This is a genomic window from Psychromonas sp. (genome assembly GCF_047632995.1).
Classification (GTDB): Bacteria; Pseudomonadota; Gammaproteobacteria; order Enterobacterales; family Psychromonadaceae; genus Psychromonas.
Genome location: NZ_JBLIEK010000036.1, coordinates 15361 through 33170, shown reverse-complemented (window position 1 = coordinate 33170; position 17810 = coordinate 15361). Strand labels below are relative to the sequence as shown.

The following is a 17810-nucleotide window of genomic DNA, read 5'->3' as shown; positions in this document are numbered from 1 at the left end:
TCGGGCTCGCTTTTTGATATCCTGTCAGTTGGAGATCAACGAGTTAACCAAATAACTGACTAAGCATGTAGTACCGAGGATGTAGGTTTTTCGGACGGGGGTTCGACTCCCCCCATCTCCACCACACCTAAAAAAAGGCTGATTTCTTAACAGATTTCAGCCTTTTTTGTATCTGTAATTCGTACTTAAACGCAACTCACTAGGCCATTTTTAGGGTTTTAAAATAGAGAAGGTTATTAGCCATGATGATTTATATCATAATCGCCGTAGTTGCTTTTATTATCTACGCAGTGGTTCAGCAGAATAAATTAAAGAAAAGAGTACAAGATCCTGAACAATGGGAAAGGTTAGTAAAAGAACACCGGCTAACAGCCGATAAGCAAAAAGTAATCTGCCTAAAATATAAGGTTATGCGCCCAATAATTACAGAGATTGATTGCGAATAAAAAAGTGGGGTGATCCCAACGAACAATCACAACTCCCGCGACGAACTCGCTAATGAAGGGGTGATATAAAAAGACGGGCCAGCCATTTATTGTTAATTTTCTTAGTTAATCGGAATCAAACTAACTTCAATGAAGTTCATTTTATTTTAAAGGGGTTTCAACCTCCCGACTTTCAGTTTTTTGTGCACGCTCTTTAACACGCGCACTTCTTTGTGCGTATTAAATAAAAATCGGGGCCCCAAAAAACATTTGGGAATCCCACCTATCCGGGTGTCATAGTGAGTAATGTCCTCAATAGAGGCTATCTTGCATTTTACTTTTTTAGGTAAAACGCAAAAGCTCCCCCCCCCTTTAATTCGCTAGCAAATATCTTCGGCTAGAGGGTAGCTCTCTCAATAAAAACTCGTATATACGAGCGCATATTAGGGAGTTAGGTGTTCCTGAAATACTACAAATAATTTTCAGTAATATAACCTCATTAATTATATAATCATTCAATAGCTGCAATATGAGTGGTTCAATTTCTTAAATATCGCGAATTGTTTTTTAGGAGATAATGAGGTGACAAATGATCAAACATCTTACTTACAGACTTACTGCTACCCTTTTTATGGCTCTATCATTTTTTACGCATATAAGCTCAGCAGAGACTTTTCGGGTAATGCTCCACACAGGGTCTTTTCCTCCTTATTTTTTTGAAGAAGGCGACTCAAGGACGGGAACTATTCGTGATATTTTTACTGCAATTACCCAAGAGACAGGAGACTCGGTTGAATATATTCGAGTCCCCTTTAAACGAGCTCTTCGTCTGTTTGAAACCGGGAAAATTGATATTGAGCCAATGACCAATCCCGTTTGGCGAAAATCTTCATCTGTACAGGGAAATTATAGTATTCCATTTACTGTGTCTGAAGAGGTTATATTATTTCGCCAAGAGCAATATATTGCAGTTCATTCTCCAGAAGATTTGTTAGGTAAAACAGTAGGCGTGATTAAGGGATATTATTACCCCATATATGAACCTTATTTTGCAGACGGGCGTATCAAGGCTAATCGCCTTAACAGTGAAAATAAGCTTATTCAGTTATTACTTGCCGAGCGTTTAGATCAAGCGTTTATCAATAAAGATTTTGCCCAGTATCAAATAAAAACACAGCATTATACTGATCAATTGGTTATCGGAGAATCCACTAGTGTAGTCGAACAGATGATTCGCTTTCATCCGACAAAGAAGAACGCACTTCCTCGATTCAATAAAGCGATTGAAAAACTTTTAAAAGATGGATCCATTAAGCGCATTTATGATCGTTATCGATAGTCTTAATCGAAAGACGGATACGAAAGACGGGACATATCTTTCTTTTAATCTTCTTTAGTAATCAGCGGTTTTTCTACACCATTTTGCGGGCGCTATCGACTTAGCAAAATGGCGATGCTCAACTACCTTTTTTCGTACCAAAAAAGTAATGAAGAAAATATGCAATCAACAACTTATTTTCATAATTTATCCCAGATAGTGATTACCACTAAACAGGGTTAGTTCACTACCATGAAAGCTCATGAAACAGATGCCTTTTTTATAGATCTTACCCGCAAACATCCAAACTCTTGCAGCAATATCTTAGCGATTTTATTAATATATTTTTAATGGCGATATGACTGAACGACGTTTATCACTTTCATTTTGACAAACACTGTTTAGTTTTCCCCTTAATTCTAAGCCCGTAACTGTATTTGTTTTTTACAGCGGACAGCTACCCCCCTTATAAGGATTTATAATGAAGACTTTTCTACGCAAACGGCTGCTGCCTTTAATCTTCGCCACTCTCAGTTATAATTTACTCGGCTGTGGCAGCTCCAATTCAAGCCCTCCTGAAACGGATAATACGGTGCGGTTATCTGAGAGTTATTACAGCGATCTTTATGCATGGAATGAACAAGGAGGTTTGGCGCAAACGCAGTTAGGGCGAGGACTTAACCTTGGCAACTACCTAGAGGCGCCCGTCGAAGGCGAGTGGACTGGCGGTCGTGTACTGGTTGAAGAAGATTTACAAAGAATTGCCGATGCCGGCTTTAAAACCGTGCGTATTCCTGTTCGCTGGTCCGCGCATAGCGAATTAGCAGCGCCTTATACAATTGATTCTACATTTATGGCGCGCGTTAAAGAGGTTGTCGGCTGGGCAAACAATACGCAGCTAAAAGTTATCTTAAATGTGCATCACTATACAGAGATGATGGATGATCCAGAAAATCGTCAAACAGCACACATTCTTCGTCTGCAAGGCATATGGCAACAAATTAGTGAACAATTTCCACTCTCGGAATATCCCCGCTACAATCTTATCTTTGAATTATTGAACGAGCCTAATGGCAGCATAGATTATGATGACTGGAATAACATAATCGCACGATTACTAACGCTTATCTGGGACGATATGGAAGCCCAGCAAAATAATGGCTCAGAGCAGCGCATCGTTATGATTGGCACGGCTAATTGGGGGCACCCGGATGGTTTAACTAAGTTAGTATTACCAAACTCAGTAGATGCAAGCAACACCATTATTACCGTCCACTATTATGAACCTTTTCATTTTACCCACCAAGGTGCTGAATGGGTTGACGGGGCAGCGGATTGGATTGGCACACCTTGGCTAGGAACGGCAAGTGATCAGGCCCCCTTAATCGCCCTCTTTGATAGAGTAACCAGTTGGAATGCGCAACCTAATCGCGGTTTTGAACTGTTTATGGGTGAATTTGGTGTTTATTCACGTAATTCTGCTCCTGCCCAGCAAAAAGCCTGGACCGCTTTTATTGCCCGCGAGGCTGAAAAACGTAATATTAGCTGGGCATATTGGGAATATGCATCCGGTTTTGGCGCATACGATGCAGACACGGGGCAATGGCGACCACAGCTCATTGAAGCACTGATCCCAATACAGTGATTTAAAGCTTTGCAGATAAGCGATAACTGTAAATTGAGCCAAGGTGGTTATTTTCTACCGAAAGACGAGTAAGTCGAAAAGACGAGACACCCATATCTTTTTTATCAAAAAGCTTTGAGTGTCTTCAATTACTGTATTTAAAAAGTTCTACATAGAAGCATCAAGCGGATTATACCAAGCTGTAGATACTTACTATGAGTGGGAGTGAGATTGGGGCTAGATAATGCAGTGTAAATTTTGCCGGATTAGACTATGCATGTGAAATCAATCACAAAGTATGTAGGTATAGATTTACTTTGAAATCAATGCATTACAGTACATAGCCCATGTGACCAGCTAACGTTGTATACTGCGAAAACGTATAACCTATCGTATAAGTGGTTTTAGACGCTTTAGTCATTTTAGCTGCTCCAGTGGCTCTGAATTCACCGAGTATTGTTCTCGCATCATAACTATCAGCAGTACACACAACAAAACCTCCTTTAGTTTTCATAATTGCCCAATCACCAGACAAGTCTGAAGAACACCATTCCGAAAAAAGAGCATAAGGGGTTGGAAGTCTATTCCCAGTTTTATCATATACCATACCTTTAGGCAGACTTGATGATGCAGCGGCTGTAAATGCTGTCGTATCATCTAAGTATTTATCCATATATTCTTTCCAATCTCTCTTTGCCAATTTTTCTCTCCATATTTTATGTTTAGTTATTATTTTGGTCATTATGACCTAATTTATGGCGGTGTACACAAACAGTGTATTGTTCAATTAGACCAGAATAGTGTGGCCGATTTCACTCAGCCACAACAGTTCGGAGTTAGCCCAATCACATTCGTCTATGCGTTAGTCATCTGCTGGTGCATTGCTTTAACTAAAGCAACTAGTGCATCTTTTGATAACTTATCAGCCTTTTCAACGGTATCAGCCAGATTCTTTTTGTTAGCAACAATTGGCGTAAAATCAATTGCCGGCTTAAGTACCGTTTTGATTAATTTCTGAGCCGTTTCTGGATCATTATTCGCAATAATCTCTAGCACTTGTGCTTTCATTGCTGCATTTTTATCGAGCAGTAGCTTAGAAATATGCGTGAAACCGACTATTTCACATTGCTCTAATGTGCCAAATTTAGGCAGCAGACGCCAAGAAATCAGCGTATTAGGCGTCACCTCTTCAATATCCGTTGAACATTCAGCGATAACCTTTGACCATACCCAATCAAGAAAAGCTTCATCACTACAAAGGATTTCTCTTGCTTTGTTGCATGCTTTACCAATCTTATACTTAGCTTCTCGTTTTTCTTCTGCTTTTGGTGCATTAGACTCGATGTAATGTGTTGTATCTAAGTATTGTAAGATAGTTTCTTCTTGTTCTTTTAACGCTGAGCCCATTGAGTATACCTATTTTATAACACCTCATTATTGGGTGCCTTGCCTATATGAGCGCATTGTAGCAGAACAGTTATTCTAGCCACAGGTTTCGAGTGAAATTACTCGAAAGACGGAACATCCAAAGCTTTTTATTTATGCAATTAAAAATCAGGAGATTAAAACACCAACAGATATTACATTGGTAAAATCAGATGAAAAAACACTATTGAAAAAGCTAGCATAATTGGAATAGCAAAGAGCCAAGAAGAGTGTTTTCCATTAATGGAGGATAGGAATGAATTAAATGTTTTATTAAGGATTCCTCAATAATTATCTGGGAAGGTTATGATGCACAAGTAACTTGTCAAAGTAACTCTTAAATTCACCTCATAATCAACAAGTTGCTGGACGCGGACTCGATACAGTTGTCGCGGTGAGCCAGGCTCTCTGCATCGGCTTGTAATAACGTGTAATGGTTTTTTTTCCGCCCTATACCTATCATCAACTCTAATGTGGTTCCGAGAAAATGGTGCCATGGATCAAATATTTAAAGAATCGTTAATCTTACTTGAAACAGCAAGTCATTTCGTTACAAAGAGTAACAACATTAAAACAGAAAAAGTTGCTGGAAATTAATTCAATTTATGGCCACTTAAAAGTGCAAGCAATCGGACACTTTAGTCTTGTCGCAGCCATCATACCCAAACCACTTCAAGATGCAGGAATCAGCAAGACGATAAATGATGGAATTCTAGGCAGAAGGCTGATGATCTAGTTATTCTAAATCAAAGCCTTCTAACACCGAAGATCATCGTTTATCGTCTTGCCCTTCGGGAGTTTCGCCCGAAAGCTAGTGCTGCGTTGCAACACTTGAAAAGGGAATAACCATTCAAGATGTTAAATGCTTGCATTTAACATCTACCGATAGAGGATTAACGCAGTTAATCGCTCGAAAGGTCATCATGTTACGCCTTACTCTAGCATCCGGGCGAAGCTCTGAATCTGCATCTTGAGGTAGCTTGGGTATATACGTTTAAGGATGGATCGGCATGATTGTCATATACGGAATTAAAGAAAACCTTAATCCAATAAAAGCTAAATTATCAGATGTTATTCATCAATCTATGCAAGCGACTTTAGGTATGCCTGAAGATAAACGCATTCATCGTTTTATTCCAATGGATAAATCTGATTTTTATTATCCCGGTGGTCGTTCAGATAACTATACCGTTATTGAAATTAATATGATGGAAGGTCGTCAAATAGAGACCAAAAAAGCATTAATAAAATCAATATTTCAAAATATTGAAAATAGCCTTAATATTTCACCTGTAGATATTGAAATAACAATAAAAGAACAGCCTAAACATTGCTGGGGATTTCGAGGAATAACGGGTGATGAAGTTAAAGATTTAAAATATGAAGTAAACGTATAGCAACACGTTGCACTCGGTACAATTGTCGTTAGTGATGCCAGCATAATTGCAGGTAATCGACCAGCTATGCATAAAGTACTTAGTAAGATCGTATCAAAGTAAGAGTGATGTCCAAATATGTAAAACCAATCTAGGTGAAATACTTGAAGGATTATCAATGGGAGCTGCTTATGCGCTCGATGAAAAGTCATAGAATACATTTCCCCCTTTAGCCAACAAATCAATTAAATCAGACCTAAAAGAGCTTGCTATTGCGGCGTTATCGGTGTGAATGGAGGCTAATGTGGAAATTGAATTCATATCAAAAGAGGCTATAGTCAATCATAAATAATCCGTTTATTTTATTTTTTAGCACGTCTTTGAACCGTTAGCCTTACTTCAAATAGCTACAGAGTTTATTTTGTGGTTATTTGCACAAAAAAGATGGTGAACTTATTGCTTGTGGCTTTGCGCATATATCCAAACGACTTCAAGGAAAAAGTTTGTATACAACAATTATCGAGCGTTTAGATTCAGAACTGCTCTCTAATGGAGTACAAAACTCATTTCTTTTTACTTATGAACCGAAAATTTACCATTCTTCAGGTTATAGTGAACTTGTCGTTCCAATTCATTATTATGATAATGCCAAGGGCAATGGAATACGTTTGTTTATCGTGGTGGTATGTGGGGGACACCAGTGAATAACAACTGAGAATAAAGCTAAACTAAAAAGGAAGCGTACTATGAAAAACAAACTGGTCTTTTGTCTGTTAACAATATTACTAGGCTCTGTCTCCAATGTTTCAGCGAATAAAACAATACTAGCTGGAGGGTGTTTCTGGTGTATGGAGTCAGATTTTGAAAAACTTGAGGGGGTAACCGATGTTGTATCTGGGTTTACAGGTGGGGCATTAAAGAATCCGACCTACAACGGCAACCATCAAGGTCATTATGAAGCAGTCGAAATAACCTATAACCCTGATAAGGTTAGTTACAAAGAGTTGCTCGAACATTATTGGGTTAATATTGACCCCTTTGACCCAGACGGACAGTTTTGTGATAAAGGAACAAGTTATTTAAGTGCTATATTCGTAGCAAACGAAACAGAAAAGAAAATTGCGGAACAATCTAAAAAGGAAGTTATTGAGAAATTCCCCCAAAATAAAGTTGTAACACCCATTTTAAATGCCTCAATTTTTTATCCCATAAAAGGTGAAGAAAGTTACCATCAAAATTATTATAAAAACAACCCAATTCGCTATAAAGCTTATCGCTGGAATTGTGGTCGAGATAAACGTTTAAAAGAAATCTGGGGAGATCAAAGCGTGCATAAAAAATCCAAGGGGGACAAATCAAAATTCAATAAGCCTAGCAGTGTAGAGCTTAAGAAAATATTAACGCCCCTACAGTATAAAGTCACCCAACAAGATGCTACCGAGCCTGCATTTAATAATGATTACTGGGATAATAATAAAGAGGGAATTTATGTAGATATCGTATCCGGTGAGCCTCTTTTTAGTTCGCTTGATAAATTTAAATCGGGTACTGGTTGGCCAAGCTTTACAAAGCCCCTTGAACCGGAAAATATTATTGAAAAAGAAGATATAAGTTGGTTTTCCGTAAGAACTGAAGTTGTAAGTAAACATGCTGAGTCTCATCTGGGCCATCTGTTTGATGATGGGCCGAAACCAACAGGACTGCGTTATTGCCTTAACTCCGCTGCTCTTCGTTTTATTCCCAAGAAAGATTTAGATAAAGAAGGCTACGGTGTGTATATAAAACTTTTTGAAAAATAAAATCGTAAATGATTAATATCAAAAGATAAACAATGCATATGTCGACAAGTGCGCGAGCTTTTCTAAAAGCCAAACATCATGGGTAACTTCGATTTATTACTATTTCACTCGCCTGTTCGGTGTTGAGGTTAGGAGCAGATCCTATCTGTCTGTTCTTCTGACATAAAGAGCAGGAGTTCCTGAATAATTACTTGAGCAAATAATATCGAGATTTTTCCAATGAGGCACGACTACAGCAAGGTGTAAATAACGGAGCATTCATAGCAAGGCTCTAATAGCAGCGTTTTGTGCTAACTGAGTGTATTTTCCTTGCTATGCTGTTTTGTTGTATTGACTACCAGTTCTCTCCTAATAATTCAAAATGTGCTTGCGGATGAACACAGGCGGGGCATAACTTTGGCGCTTCTTTTGCCTCATGAATATAGCCACAATTTCGGCAACGCCAAACAACTTTCCCCTCTCTTTTAAAGACATTTCCTGCTTCAAGATTATCGGCAAGATCTTTGTATTGTTTGCAATGCTGTTTTTCAGCAATGGCAATGGCAGAAAATGCAGCTGCAATTTGCCCAAAACCTTCCTCTTTCGCTACTTTTGCAAAGGCGGGATACATCTCTTCCCATTCGATCTGTTCACCTACCGCAGCCTCCCTTAAATTCTCAAGTGTTGTGCCAATAACGCCGACAGAGATGGTTTCTGTTATTTCCAGTTCGCCACCTTCTAGAAATTTGAAAAATCTTTTTGCATGCTCTTTTTCCTGATTTGCCGTTTCTTCAAACATAGCGGCTATCTGAACTAATCCTTCTTTCTTAGCTGCTCCTGCAAAATAGGTATATTTGTTTCTTGCCCGTGACTCGCCTGCAAACGATATAAGTAAGTTTTTTTCTGTTTGTGTACCTTTGATACTTTTAGACATATTGACCTTCTTTGATTAAATTTTTTAGTCGATGTATTAGACTGCATGGTCATTAATAATGAGATTTCACCTAGTTAATTCAACTTTTTATAACATAAAGATATCTTGATAAACAGGTATAAATGCAATGTTGTGATGCGCGAACGACAAAAAGGTATGCAACAACAAGATATTGAACAAGCGCATAAATTACTAATAGAGCTGGGGTGTTAATATGGCAAATAAAAAATCCTTTTGATTACATGGATACCCAAGATGGCGTTATTGATTTTTTACGAGTGTGTTTATACCCATGATACCTCAAGATGCTTTATCAGGGCTCAGCTCGGAGACCAGAATAAGGCGCAGCATGAGGGCCTTTCGAGCGATTAACTGCGTTAATCCTCTATCGGCAGATGTAAATGCAAGCATTTAGCATCTTGAAGTAACATGGGTATAGAGGGTTATGAGCCAAATATTTTTGTTTCAGAATTGGCCATTTAGTTAAAAGTCATGGTGTTGCTGATCGGGCTGAAGTTACAGGGCTGAGTCGTGAAAGTTTATATAAAACTAAAGAGCCGGCCCTCATCACTTCAAATAGCAGCCTTTTATTTAAAGGATATTTTTAGGTACTACAATCCTTGATTTCACTCTTAATTGCTTAATCTTACTAACCTCGCCATCAGGATTCCAATCTAGGGTGGTTTCCCATGCGTTTTCCGGATTCATTTCAGTCAGCATACCTTGTTTAACACTTTTTGCTATTTCTGCAGAAGGGATAATCGTAACGCTTTCAGTATTTAAATTTGCACTTCTCGGATCTAAATTAAAAGTTCCTATAACGGTAGTGTAATCATCAATTACCATTGATTTTGCATGTAGTCCAAAGACGGGAATATGATCCAGTTTTTCCTGTAACTCACTGGACATTACCTTTATTCTAACTTGTGCATCAGGCTTAAATTCATAAATTCTGACTCCCGTTTTAAGTAATGCATCGCGATCTCTTTGATAACCACTGAACGCTTCAAGGTTATCGTTGGAGGCTAAACTATTGGTTAATATTTTAACTTCAACCCCTTTATCAACAAGCTTCTTAAAGATATTTTTACCTAGATCAGTGGTGATTAAATAAGGTGTTTGAATAATAACGGACTTTTTAGCTTTTTGGACTAAAGAGATTAACCGCTCCGTTGATATGCCACTACCGCCTAAAAATTCATTTTTATTGTTTTTGCCTGGTGCATCTGAAATATATTCAATATCATCCAACCAATGCAGTTTTTTAGTTTCTTGTATGTAATTAAATGCTTCCGGTAGTTTCTCTATTTTCTCTCGAATCTGCGGCAAGAAATTTTCAGGGTTACATGCGTATTGATGCAGTGCTGCAAATGTTGGACTGCTGATTGGGCTACCTTTTGTTTTAACCAGCTTGTTGACTGGCACACTTAGTTCATCATCCCAAAATTGGTTAAAAGATTTTTGAATTTCAGAAGTAACACCACCAATTAAAAGAACATCCCTATCTCTAAAGTTATACTCATGATCATAGCCAAAATACTCATCAGCGACATTTCGGCCTCCAGTGATGGCGACTTTTCCATCGACTGTGAAAGTCTTATTGTGCATCCGTTGATTCAAACCGTGAAAATCAGTCGTTATATTCACTATCTTTTCAATTATATTTTTACCGATATTTGCCATCGGGTTATAGATTTTAATCGCAATATTTTTATGTGCATTCAGCATTAATAATTCATCACCTGTAGCATCAACCATAATATCATCGACTAATATTCTCACTTTAACACCATGCTCAGCAGCTCTCACAAGATAATCAATGGCGATTAAACCAATATTGTCGGCAGAAAAAATAAAGTACTGTACATCAATAGTCTGTTCAGCATGAGAGCTAAGCCATGCTCTCGAGAACATAGCTTCAGCACCTTGCTCTAATACATATACCCCCGTTTTACTTTCCATTTTTTTGGAAACACCGGATAATTGCTCTGATAAGGTTGTTTTTACTTCCGCCTGAATAGTCCCACAAAAATCTTGCGATGATTCGGGTAAACGCGGCTCTGTAGAGTTACAGGCGAAAAGTGTAAGTAGAAAGAAAAAGCTAGCAATTATTTTTAAGTTTATTACTGATTTATAACGAATTAAATTATCCATATTCATTTACTGAGTAGTTAATTTTAAAAAAACACTCACATTTCCTATTTTTGAGTAACACTTGGCGGCTTAAATACAACTCACAGAGTAGCATGTCGGAGATATTCTCCTGTAATGGAGAGTGAATTCTAATTCACATATCGTAAAGTAAAAATTTAAAAAAGATGATTAATTTCAAAATCCCATCTTTTACCTATCGCGTAATTTTCTTTATATATATTCAGTGCAAGCAAAATAAGTGCTATAAGTCCCGGTCTAACCCAAATAAGCAGGACAAACCTTTTAAAATTAATCCAATTCATTCTTAATGACAAGCTCAAGCAATCACCTTAAATGATCGAACATTGCACGGTGAAGAGATAAAAAAGTGAATTTGTTGTAGTTAAGTTAAATAATGTGTGATTCTAACAGAAGCAAATTGGTAAACTGATAAATGACTGAATTTTATTATCAATAAGCTGCTAATCTGCAAATAAAGCCTTATGCTTATAACAAGCCTTGTGATTACACGCTATCGGTTACCGATTTAAAATATGGGAGATGCAGATGTCAAAATTGAGACCTCTTTTACTTATAACTTTTGTTTTACTGGGAACTTTTAATTACTCATACGCAGAAGTAGTTACCATGAAAGTGTCTGCGTCTGCTTATAACTCTACCGTTAAGCAAACGAATTCGGATCCTTTTATCGGGGCCTGGGGTGATAGGTTGGTGCCAGGAGTTAAGTCTATTGCCGTTTCAAGAGATCTGCTTAAGAAGGGGCTGTCCCATAATTCTGTGGTTAAAATTAAAGGCTTTGACGGTAAATATGTTGTTAAAGATAAAATGAATAAACGTTGGAAAAATAAGATTGATATTTACATGGGACTTGATAAAAAAGCGGCCAAAAATTGGGGGGTACGTAAAGTAACAATTACCTTCAACAAAAAAGTTCCTAAGAAATGACACCGGCTTTCGTGGGCTGTTTACTGTTCTGATTTTTACATTTTTTAGAGACCATAAATTTATCCATGAGGCCTCTCTAGCCGTGCCCCAAACAACTATTTACAGATAGTTATCAAGTAGATAAATGCCTTGTTGTTGTACCTCAACAGAGGTAGTCTAGCCCTCCAAGTACCTTGCTACTCAGTGATTTCATCCACGTAGCTTACGTTCTATCTCAACAAGGAAAAATCATGCGCTTTATATCAAGCTTATTTGCACTATTTATTGCTTTATCGGCAACACTAGCAACAGCACAAGCAGCCGAAAACAATTCATTTTCAGGCCTTTCTGGCTCACTTAATATCGCGGGCGGTACCGCTCATATTCCGGTAATGAAAAAAGCAGCGAAACATATCATGCAAAGCAATGCCGATATCCGCATCACTATTGCCGGAGGTGGCTCAGGTGTCGGAGCCCAAAAGGTAGCTAAAGGGTTGGTTGATATTGGTAATACCGGACGTGCGCTTAAGCCAAGCGAAGCCAGTCAAGGCTTAGTAACTTTTCCTTTTGCAATTGATGGTGTTGCGGTGATCCTTAATCCTGAAAATCCAGTATCTGCATTAACAAAACAACAAGTGGCGGACATCTATTCCGGTAAAATTAGCAATTGGCAAACTCTCGGCGGAGAAGATCGTTCCATCAACCTTTTCTCTCGTGATGAAGCCAGCGGCACCCGTGCCGTGTTTATGAAAAAAATGGTCAATGATAGCCGTATTATTAATAGCGCGAATGTGGTTGCTTCCAATGGTGCAATGAAAACAGCGATAGCGCATGATCCGGGTGCAATTGGCTATAGCAGCATTGGTTATATCGACGCTTCGGTAAAAGCTCCGAGTCTGGATGGCGTGAAGCCAAGCAATGAGGCCTGTGCATCAGGAGAATATCCTGTCGTACGCAAACTTTTCATGAATACCAAAGGTCAGCCAAAAGGCTTAACACTGCAATTTATCAATTTTATCTACACTGCTCAAGGTGCTAAATATATTCAGGAATCGGGTTATATTCCGCTTGCAGCCCAATAAAAAATGGGACGATTGATCAACTCAGAACAGATACTGTTAGCGTTAACTAGCAGCGTATTTGTTCTGATCTTGTTACTGTTTGGCTTTCTCTTTTGGTTTTCTATTCCGGTCTTTGTTAGCTCCCCTGTCGCGCTTTTTAGCCTGGAATGGCAACCCGAAGCAGGCTTATACGGCATTATGCCGATGGTGGCAGGCTCAATATCACTGGGTCTGACTGCGCTGCTACTCGCTTTTCCTGTCGCTGTAGGTATTTGTGGATTTTGTCTTATCGAGCGTTATCACGGGTTAGCTGTATGGGTCAGACGTTTGATCCGCCTAATGGCGGGGATCCCAACGGTAGTGTATGGCCTGACAGCGATCTTTGTACTGGTTCCCTTGCTGCGTGAGATATTTCGTTCAGGCTCCGGATTTTGCTTGCTCGCAGCCGTTATTATGATTGTTCTGCTTATATTGCCCGTTATGGTGACTATGCTTGATAACCATTGTCAGCCGCTCGCCCAGCAAATTCGTTTCGCGAGTTATGCTATGGGATTTAGCGATATTCAAATCGTCTATCACTTGGTTTTACCTCATTGTAGACAAGGGATGTTAGCTGCAGCTTTGCTTGGCTTTAATCGCGCCATTGGCGATACCCTATTACCGCTTATGTTGGCAGGTAACGCGCCGCAGCTAACAGGTAATCCTCTGGATTCAATCCGCGTTCTCACCGCTCATATTGGGCTGGTTATTTCGACCGAAAGTGGTAGCGCGGCCTATAATTCACTGTTTGCTGCTGGCTTACTGTTACTCCTGATAAGCGTTAGCGTTACCTTGCTTATTAAATATATGGAACGTCATTCTCACACTGTATCGACAAATTCACTTGTAAAGCAGGTAAAACAGGAATGAAAAGTAAACTTTTTCATCTTTGGTGTTTAATCGCAACGGGCGGATTATTCGCCATAGTCACCTTCATCATTGGCTTTATTCTTTATCGCGGCGTTCCGACGCTCAGCTTAAGCCTGTTTTTTGGTGATACCCCTGCGTACTTAGGGATATTTGGCTTGTCTCCTATTTGGGACGGGATCTGGCCTGCCTGCCTTGGTACCCTAAGCGTGGTATTAGGCGCACTAATTATTGCCCTGCTACCAGGCATTGCGACCGGGATCTGGCTAGCTATCAATAAGCGTTCACCGTTTCATACACTGCTCAGTTTAAGTATTGATATATTAGCTGGGATCCCTTCTGTACTAATGGGCTTATTTGGTTTCACCTTGATTTTATTAATGCGCCAGACATTGTTTCCCTCAGCAAATAATAGTTTACTGCTCTCTGCGCTGTGCCTTGCGATGCTGATCATCCCCTATTTAGCTGCTGCGACTCGCTCTGCACTACAAGCACTCCCCTCCTCATTAACCATCTGTGCATTAGAATTGGGCATGAGCCAATGGCAAACCTTATGGCATGTATTACTCCCTGAAGCCGGCAAAGGGATAAAAGCAGGCGTTATGCTGGCGACAGGACGCGCCGCTGAAGATACAGCGGTTATTATGTTAACCGGTGCGGTGGCAAGTGTTGGCTTACCGGGTGGAATTTTTGAGCGTTACGAAGCATTACCATTTACGATCTTTTATTACAGCGCCCAGTACCAAAGCGATATCGAATTGCAGATGGCATTTGGCGCGGCCCTTACTCTGCTGTGTATTACAGCCACACTCTTTGCCATGGTCGATAAAGTTCAGCGACCTCGTCTTAACAATACTCAGATCAAGAGCACACTATGACCGACAACGTTACTCCTACAGTTATTGCTAAAATAAAAAATTTAAGCGTCTCATTTGGCCAGCACGTAATATTAAATGATATCAACCTTGAGCTGTATAAAAATCGAGTGCATCTATTAAACGGTCCATCAGGCTCAGGAAAAACCACCTTGTTACGGGCTATAAATCGCCTTAATGATTGTTTCCCGCAGTGTCAAACAAAAGGAGAGATAGAGCTGTTTGTTAATGGGGAAGAGCAGCAGATTAATGCGCTCAAACCGCAACAGCTTCCTGCTTTACGCAAACGTATTGGCATGGTGTTTCAATATCCACAACTACTGCCGGGTTCGATTCAGGACAATCTGTTATTGCCTTTAAAAGTGCTTACTGATTTAACCACAGAAGCGGCGCAGCAAAGGTTACGTCATGTCACTCAGCAAACGGGGTTGTGGGATGAAATTAAAGAACGTCTGGATAAACCCGCCGCATCACTTTCCGGCGGTCAGCAACAGCGACTTTGTTTAGCGCGCGCATTAGCATTAGAGCCTGAAATATTGCTGCTCGATGAGCCAACCGCCTCACTAGATAAGATAGCTGCAACGAAAATTGAAGATTGCATAACTCAATTAGCAAAAGACTACACCATTATTATGGTTTCCCATTCAAAGGAGCAAGCTGAAAAGTTAGCTGATTATATTATTCAAATCAGCCAAGGCCGTATTAGTTCCAAAGTAGACGTTATGTGTGCTGCAATATCAGAGGAAATAAAGTAAAAGGCAGGATATCCATTTGTTGATCCCGCAGAGGTCGATAATTATAAATTGCCTGTATCCCACTACTTGCCCTGTAATCAACGGTTCAGATGGGATTTTCGTTCTAAATAGCGGCTATTAGGTAGATTTTAGCAAACGCCTCTTAGCGTTTAATCGTTACTTTATATAAATAAGCACAATCATCAAACATTTTAGTTATCTCATAACAGCGTTCTATGCACCGTAATTCGAATATTTTATCTTGCGCTAATTTATACGCTTGCTGAAACGTGCGGTTAGTAATTGTTACCTGAGTGTTTACTTGCTTGCCATCTACGCCAATTTGAATTGCAAATATTTCAACAGTTTTGTCACCCCGTTTCTTAAACGTCCTTCTTAGGCCAACAACCGCACCATCACCATAAAATATTTTATTAATATCTAAATCAAGCCTACGATTTCTGATTGCTCTTTTTCGATCTAATTCGGCTTGTCTTTTTTCAGCGGCTATCTTTGCTTTGCCTAGACCGCCAAATTTAGAGGCAGAAAAGTACTCTTGCACGCCAAAAATTTTATCTTGCACTCGATAACGCACTGGATTTTTAGCTGTTGGATGTCCCATGATGGTCATAATTTATCCTCGTATAATCACGCTTAATATACCTACAGGTTGAGGAAGCTCGCTCATACGTTTAGTTATTTTCAATATATAACGGCATAAATGCCTTGCTGCTTCTGCATCTACCCATGACTCACCGTTAATACCTGTTTATCTACTAGCGCACCTTTATAAGCAATGGTCAGCAGATAACGGGCTTGAGATGAATCGTAGTTTAACGCCTTAATAATAGCATTCATCCTTGCAGATGGAGTCAGTTGCTTGTTTTCTTTATCTAAAATATTTAACACCCCTTTCTGAACAGATTGGCAGTTGGAGTTTGAGCATAAAAGTCAGTCACATGCGAACTAAGGAGTGAAAAATAAGCGTCTCTTTTTCTGAGTTTCCATTACCAAAACCCTTGCCTCAATTTAAGGCAGGGTCATAAATTCGCTAAACTCATTTTTATTATGCCCAAAAATCTGTGTGACGTTATCGTTACAGGCATAACCCAACAGAGCAATATGATGGAAATTAGTAGATTGTTTAGGATCTTGTACTTTTTGATTTATTAGTTAATTTTTCTACCACTAAACAAGCCGCCGCTAAATCTGAAAGCGCAGTACCGACGGTTTTAAAGACAGTGATCTCTTCTTCTGTTTGACGGCCATTATGTTGACCTCTAGCAAGTTCGGTCAATTCAGCTTTGACATCATCTTTGCTAAACAGACCTTCCTCGATAGGAATTAATAACTCTCCCGCTTCATTTAAGACATTTAAACGGCTATCAACAAAAACACTGGCTTGGGTGATTAAATCAGTATCGCATTCGCGACGCTTTGGTGAATGATTGCCAACAAAATCACAGTGCGTTCCAGGTTTTACCCATTCACCTAAAATTAATGGCTCGCCAGCACCCGTAGCACAGCTAATAATATCAGCTTGGCGTGTTGCACTTTCAATATCTGTAACGGCTACAACGGTTATCTCTGGTCGCTGCTTACGTACCTGTTCTGCCACTTTTTCAGCTTTTTCTAAACTGCGTCCGCAAATATCGATATGAGTAATGGGTCGTACGGTCGCATGAGCCAATGCCATGTATGAGGCTAAATTACCCGTACCACAAACTAATAAACGACTGGCGTTTTTACGTGATAGATATTGACTGCCTAGAGCAGAGACTGCGGCAGTTCGCCAATAAGTTACACTGGAGCCGTCAACTAAGGCTAAGGGCTCCCCCGTTTCGCGTTTAAACATTAAAATCTTGGAATATAAGCTATCAAGGCCTTTAGGGGCATTTTTAGGAAAATAGGTAAAGGCTTTAACGCCAATCGCTTTGCTGTTCCAGGCCGGTAATACGGCGAATCCCTCGCCATGGTCGCTGCCTTCTTGCAAACTAAATACATTACGTTGTGGCATACCGTGAGTGCCTGCAAATGTTTGTTCTATTGCAGGGATCAATTCTTCAAAATTCATTGTCTGGTGAACTTCAGACGCTTCAATTACATGCATTGTATTGGCTCCTATAATGATGATTTTACTGGAAAAGGCAGGAGATCCATTTGTTGAAACATTAAAAATCAACTTGTTGGATAAAAATGCACGGGTGTCCGGCCGGTTAACTTAACGTTGAATGAATTGCCGCATAATATGCGAGATAACTCGCCTGTTAGTTATA

18 protein-coding genes and 1 other RNA gene are annotated in these 17810 nt (G+C 39.5%); 13 read left to right on the top strand and 6 right to left on the bottom strand.

Features of this window, described 5'->3' with window-relative positions:
* The 4 genes from ssrA to ACJAT7_RS08470 all read left to right on the top strand — a co-directional run.
* Window positions 1-124: a transfer-messenger RNA gene (ssrA, locus tag ACJAT7_RS08485) on the top strand; the annotation flags it as partial.
* Window positions 125-242: 118 nt separating this feature from the next.
* The gene (locus ACJAT7_RS08480; RefSeq protein ID WP_415226368.1) at window positions 243-446 is read left to right on the top strand and encodes a hypothetical protein; all 204 of its coding nucleotides are present in this window, start codon (window positions 243-245) and stop codon (window positions 444-446) included.
* A 568-nt stretch (window positions 447-1014) separates the two neighbouring features.
* On the top strand, window positions 1015-1764 hold the full coding sequence (locus ACJAT7_RS08475) for a substrate-binding periplasmic protein (protein ID WP_415226367.1): 750 nt from the start codon (window positions 1015-1017) through the stop codon (window positions 1762-1764).
* A 460-nt stretch (window positions 1765-2224) separates the two neighbouring features.
* Window positions 2225-3388 (top strand): glycoside hydrolase family 5 protein, encoded by a 1164-nt coding sequence (locus ACJAT7_RS08470; RefSeq protein ID WP_415226366.1) that lies wholly within the window; start codon window positions 2225-2227, stop codon window positions 3386-3388.
* Between the two features lie 310 nt (window positions 3389-3698).
* Here the strand turns inward: ACJAT7_RS08470 and ACJAT7_RS08465 are convergent, their stop codons facing one another.
* Window positions 3699-4109, bottom strand: coding sequence for a hypothetical protein (locus ACJAT7_RS08465; protein ID WP_415226365.1), 411 nt, complete (start codon window positions 4107-4109; stop codon window positions 3699-3701).
* 113 nt (window positions 4110-4222) lie between these two features.
* The gene (locus ACJAT7_RS08460) at window positions 4223-4774 is read right to left on the bottom strand and encodes a hypothetical protein (RefSeq protein WP_415226364.1); all 552 of its coding nucleotides are present in this window, start codon (window positions 4772-4774) and stop codon (window positions 4223-4225) included.
* 1028 nt (window positions 4775-5802) lie between these two features.
* On the opposite strand from ACJAT7_RS08460, the gene ACJAT7_RS08455 reads away from it, so the two are divergent.
* The 3 genes from ACJAT7_RS08455 to msrB all read left to right on the top strand — a co-directional run bounded on the left by ACJAT7_RS08455 (window position 5803) and on the right by msrB (window position 7967).
* Window positions 5803-6189 (top strand): tautomerase family protein, encoded by a 387-nt coding sequence (locus ACJAT7_RS08455; protein ID WP_415226363.1) that lies wholly within the window; start codon window positions 5803-5805, stop codon window positions 6187-6189.
* A gap of 410 nt (window positions 6190-6599) precedes the next feature.
* Entirely contained in the window at window positions 6600-6872 is a 273-nt protein-coding gene (locus tag ACJAT7_RS08450; protein ID WP_415226362.1) for a hypothetical protein, read from the top strand.
* 42 nt (window positions 6873-6914) lie between these two features.
* A complete protein-coding gene (gene msrB / locus ACJAT7_RS08445; protein ID WP_415226361.1) occupies window positions 6915-7967 on the top strand; it encodes a peptide-methionine (R)-S-oxide reductase MsrB in 1053 nt (350 codons plus the stop codon).
* Between the two features lie 334 nt (window positions 7968-8301).
* Here the strand turns inward: msrB and rbr are convergent, their stop codons facing one another.
* Entirely contained in the window at window positions 8302-8880 is a 579-nt protein-coding gene (gene rbr, locus ACJAT7_RS08440; RefSeq protein ID WP_415226360.1) for a rubrerythrin, read from the bottom strand.
* Between the two features lie 470 nt (window positions 8881-9350).
* Between rbr and ACJAT7_RS08435 the strand changes: the two genes are divergently transcribed.
* Window positions 9351-9488, top strand: a complete 138-nt coding sequence (locus ACJAT7_RS08435) for a hypothetical protein (protein ID WP_415226369.1) — start codon at window positions 9351-9353, stop codon at window positions 9486-9488.
* Here ACJAT7_RS08435 and ACJAT7_RS08430 read toward each other — a convergent pair.
* Window positions 9472-11034 (bottom strand): phospholipase D-like domain-containing protein, encoded by a 1563-nt coding sequence (locus ACJAT7_RS08430; RefSeq protein ID WP_415226359.1) that lies wholly within the window; start codon window positions 11032-11034, stop codon window positions 9472-9474. The two genes, ACJAT7_RS08435 and ACJAT7_RS08430, sit on opposite strands and share 17 nt — an antisense overlap.
* A gap of 546 nt (window positions 11035-11580) precedes the next feature.
* On the opposite strand from ACJAT7_RS08430, the gene ACJAT7_RS08425 reads away from it, so the two are divergent.
* The 5 genes from ACJAT7_RS08425 (at window position 11581) to ACJAT7_RS08405 (ending at window position 15555) form a co-directional block, all read left to right on the top strand.
* Window positions 11581-11979: a 3D domain-containing protein gene (locus tag ACJAT7_RS08425; protein ID WP_415226358.1), complete on the top strand. Its 399-nt coding sequence runs from the start codon at window positions 11581-11583 to the stop codon at window positions 11977-11979.
* Between the two features lie 230 nt (window positions 11980-12209).
* Window positions 12210-13040: a phosphate ABC transporter substrate-binding protein gene (locus ACJAT7_RS08420; RefSeq protein ID WP_415226357.1), complete on the top strand. Its 831-nt coding sequence runs from the start codon at window positions 12210-12212 to the stop codon at window positions 13038-13040.
* 12 nt (window positions 13041-13052) lie between these two features.
* Window positions 13053-13928 (top strand): PstC family ABC transporter permease, encoded by an 876-nt coding sequence (locus ACJAT7_RS08415; RefSeq protein ID WP_415226356.1) that lies wholly within the window; start codon window positions 13053-13055, stop codon window positions 13926-13928.
* Window positions 13925-14803 carry a PstA family ABC transporter permease gene (locus ACJAT7_RS08410; RefSeq protein ID WP_415226355.1) on the top strand — a complete coding sequence of 293 codons (879 nt, stop codon included), beginning with the start codon at window positions 13925-13927 and terminating at the stop codon, window positions 14801-14803. Before ACJAT7_RS08415 ends, ACJAT7_RS08410 begins: the two co-directional genes overlap by 4 nt.
* Entirely contained in the window at window positions 14800-15555 is a 756-nt protein-coding gene (locus ACJAT7_RS08405) for a phosphate ABC transporter ATP-binding protein (RefSeq protein ID WP_415226354.1), read from the top strand. The genes ACJAT7_RS08410 and ACJAT7_RS08405 overlap by 4 nt, the downstream gene beginning before the upstream one ends.
* Before the next feature lie 142 nt (window positions 15556-15697).
* Here the strand turns inward: ACJAT7_RS08405 and ACJAT7_RS08400 are convergent, their stop codons facing one another.
* Both ACJAT7_RS08400 and ACJAT7_RS08395 read right to left on the bottom strand, forming a co-directional pair.
* Complete coding sequence (locus tag ACJAT7_RS08400; RefSeq protein WP_415226353.1) at window positions 15698-16165, bottom strand: hypothetical protein; 468 nt, start codon at window positions 16163-16165, stop codon at window positions 15698-15700.
* Between the two features lie 513 nt (window positions 16166-16678).
* Complete coding sequence (locus ACJAT7_RS08395) at window positions 16679-17644, bottom strand: ornithine cyclodeaminase family protein (RefSeq protein WP_415226352.1); 966 nt, start codon at window positions 17642-17644, stop codon at window positions 16679-16681.
* Window positions 17645-17810 lie beyond the last annotated feature (166 nt).

Excerpts from the sequence above, each read along its gene's own strand:
- ACJAT7_RS08475 (WP_415226367.1), top strand. The coding sequence starts at position 1,015 with ATGATCAAACATCTTACTTACAGACTTACTGCTACCCTTTTTATGGCT.
- ACJAT7_RS08400 (WP_415226353.1), bottom strand. The coding sequence starts at position 16,165 with ATGACCATCATGGGACATCCAACAGCTAAAAATCCAGTGCGTTATCGA.
- ACJAT7_RS08395 (WP_415226352.1), bottom strand. The coding sequence starts at position 17,644 with ATGCATGTAATTGAAGCGTCTGAAGTTCACCAGACAATGAATTTTGAA.
- ACJAT7_RS08405 (WP_415226354.1), top strand. The coding sequence starts at position 14,800 with ATGACCGACAACGTTACTCCTACAGTTATTGCTAAAATAAAAAATTTA.
- ACJAT7_RS08480 (WP_415226368.1), top strand. The coding sequence starts at position 243 with ATGATGATTTATATCATAATCGCCGTAGTTGCTTTTATTATCTACGCA.
- msrB (WP_415226361.1), top strand. The coding sequence starts at position 6,915 with ATGAAAAACAAACTGGTCTTTTGTCTGTTAACAATATTACTAGGCTCT.
- ACJAT7_RS08420 (WP_415226357.1), top strand. The coding sequence starts at position 12,210 with ATGCGCTTTATATCAAGCTTATTTGCACTATTTATTGCTTTATCGGCA.
- ACJAT7_RS08410 (WP_415226355.1), top strand. The coding sequence starts at position 13,925 with ATGAAAAGTAAACTTTTTCATCTTTGGTGTTTAATCGCAACGGGCGGA.
- ACJAT7_RS08425 (WP_415226358.1), top strand. The coding sequence starts at position 11,581 with ATGTCAAAATTGAGACCTCTTTTACTTATAACTTTTGTTTTACTGGGA.
- ACJAT7_RS08465 (WP_415226365.1), bottom strand. The coding sequence starts at position 4,109 with ATGACCAAAATAATAACTAAACATAAAATATGGAGAGAAAAATTGGCA.
- rbr (WP_415226360.1), bottom strand. The coding sequence starts at position 8,880 with ATGTCTAAAAGTATCAAAGGTACACAAACAGAAAAAAACTTACTTATA.
- ACJAT7_RS08470 (WP_415226366.1), top strand. The coding sequence starts at position 2,225 with ATGAAGACTTTTCTACGCAAACGGCTGCTGCCTTTAATCTTCGCCACT.
- ACJAT7_RS08455 (WP_415226363.1), top strand. The coding sequence starts at position 5,803 with ATGATTGTCATATACGGAATTAAAGAAAACCTTAATCCAATAAAAGCT.
- ACJAT7_RS08460 (WP_415226364.1), bottom strand. The coding sequence starts at position 4,774 with ATGGGCTCAGCGTTAAAAGAACAAGAAGAAACTATCTTACAATACTTA.
- ACJAT7_RS08430 (WP_415226359.1), bottom strand. The coding sequence starts at position 11,034 with ATGGATAATTTAATTCGTTATAAATCAGTAATAAACTTAAAAATAATT.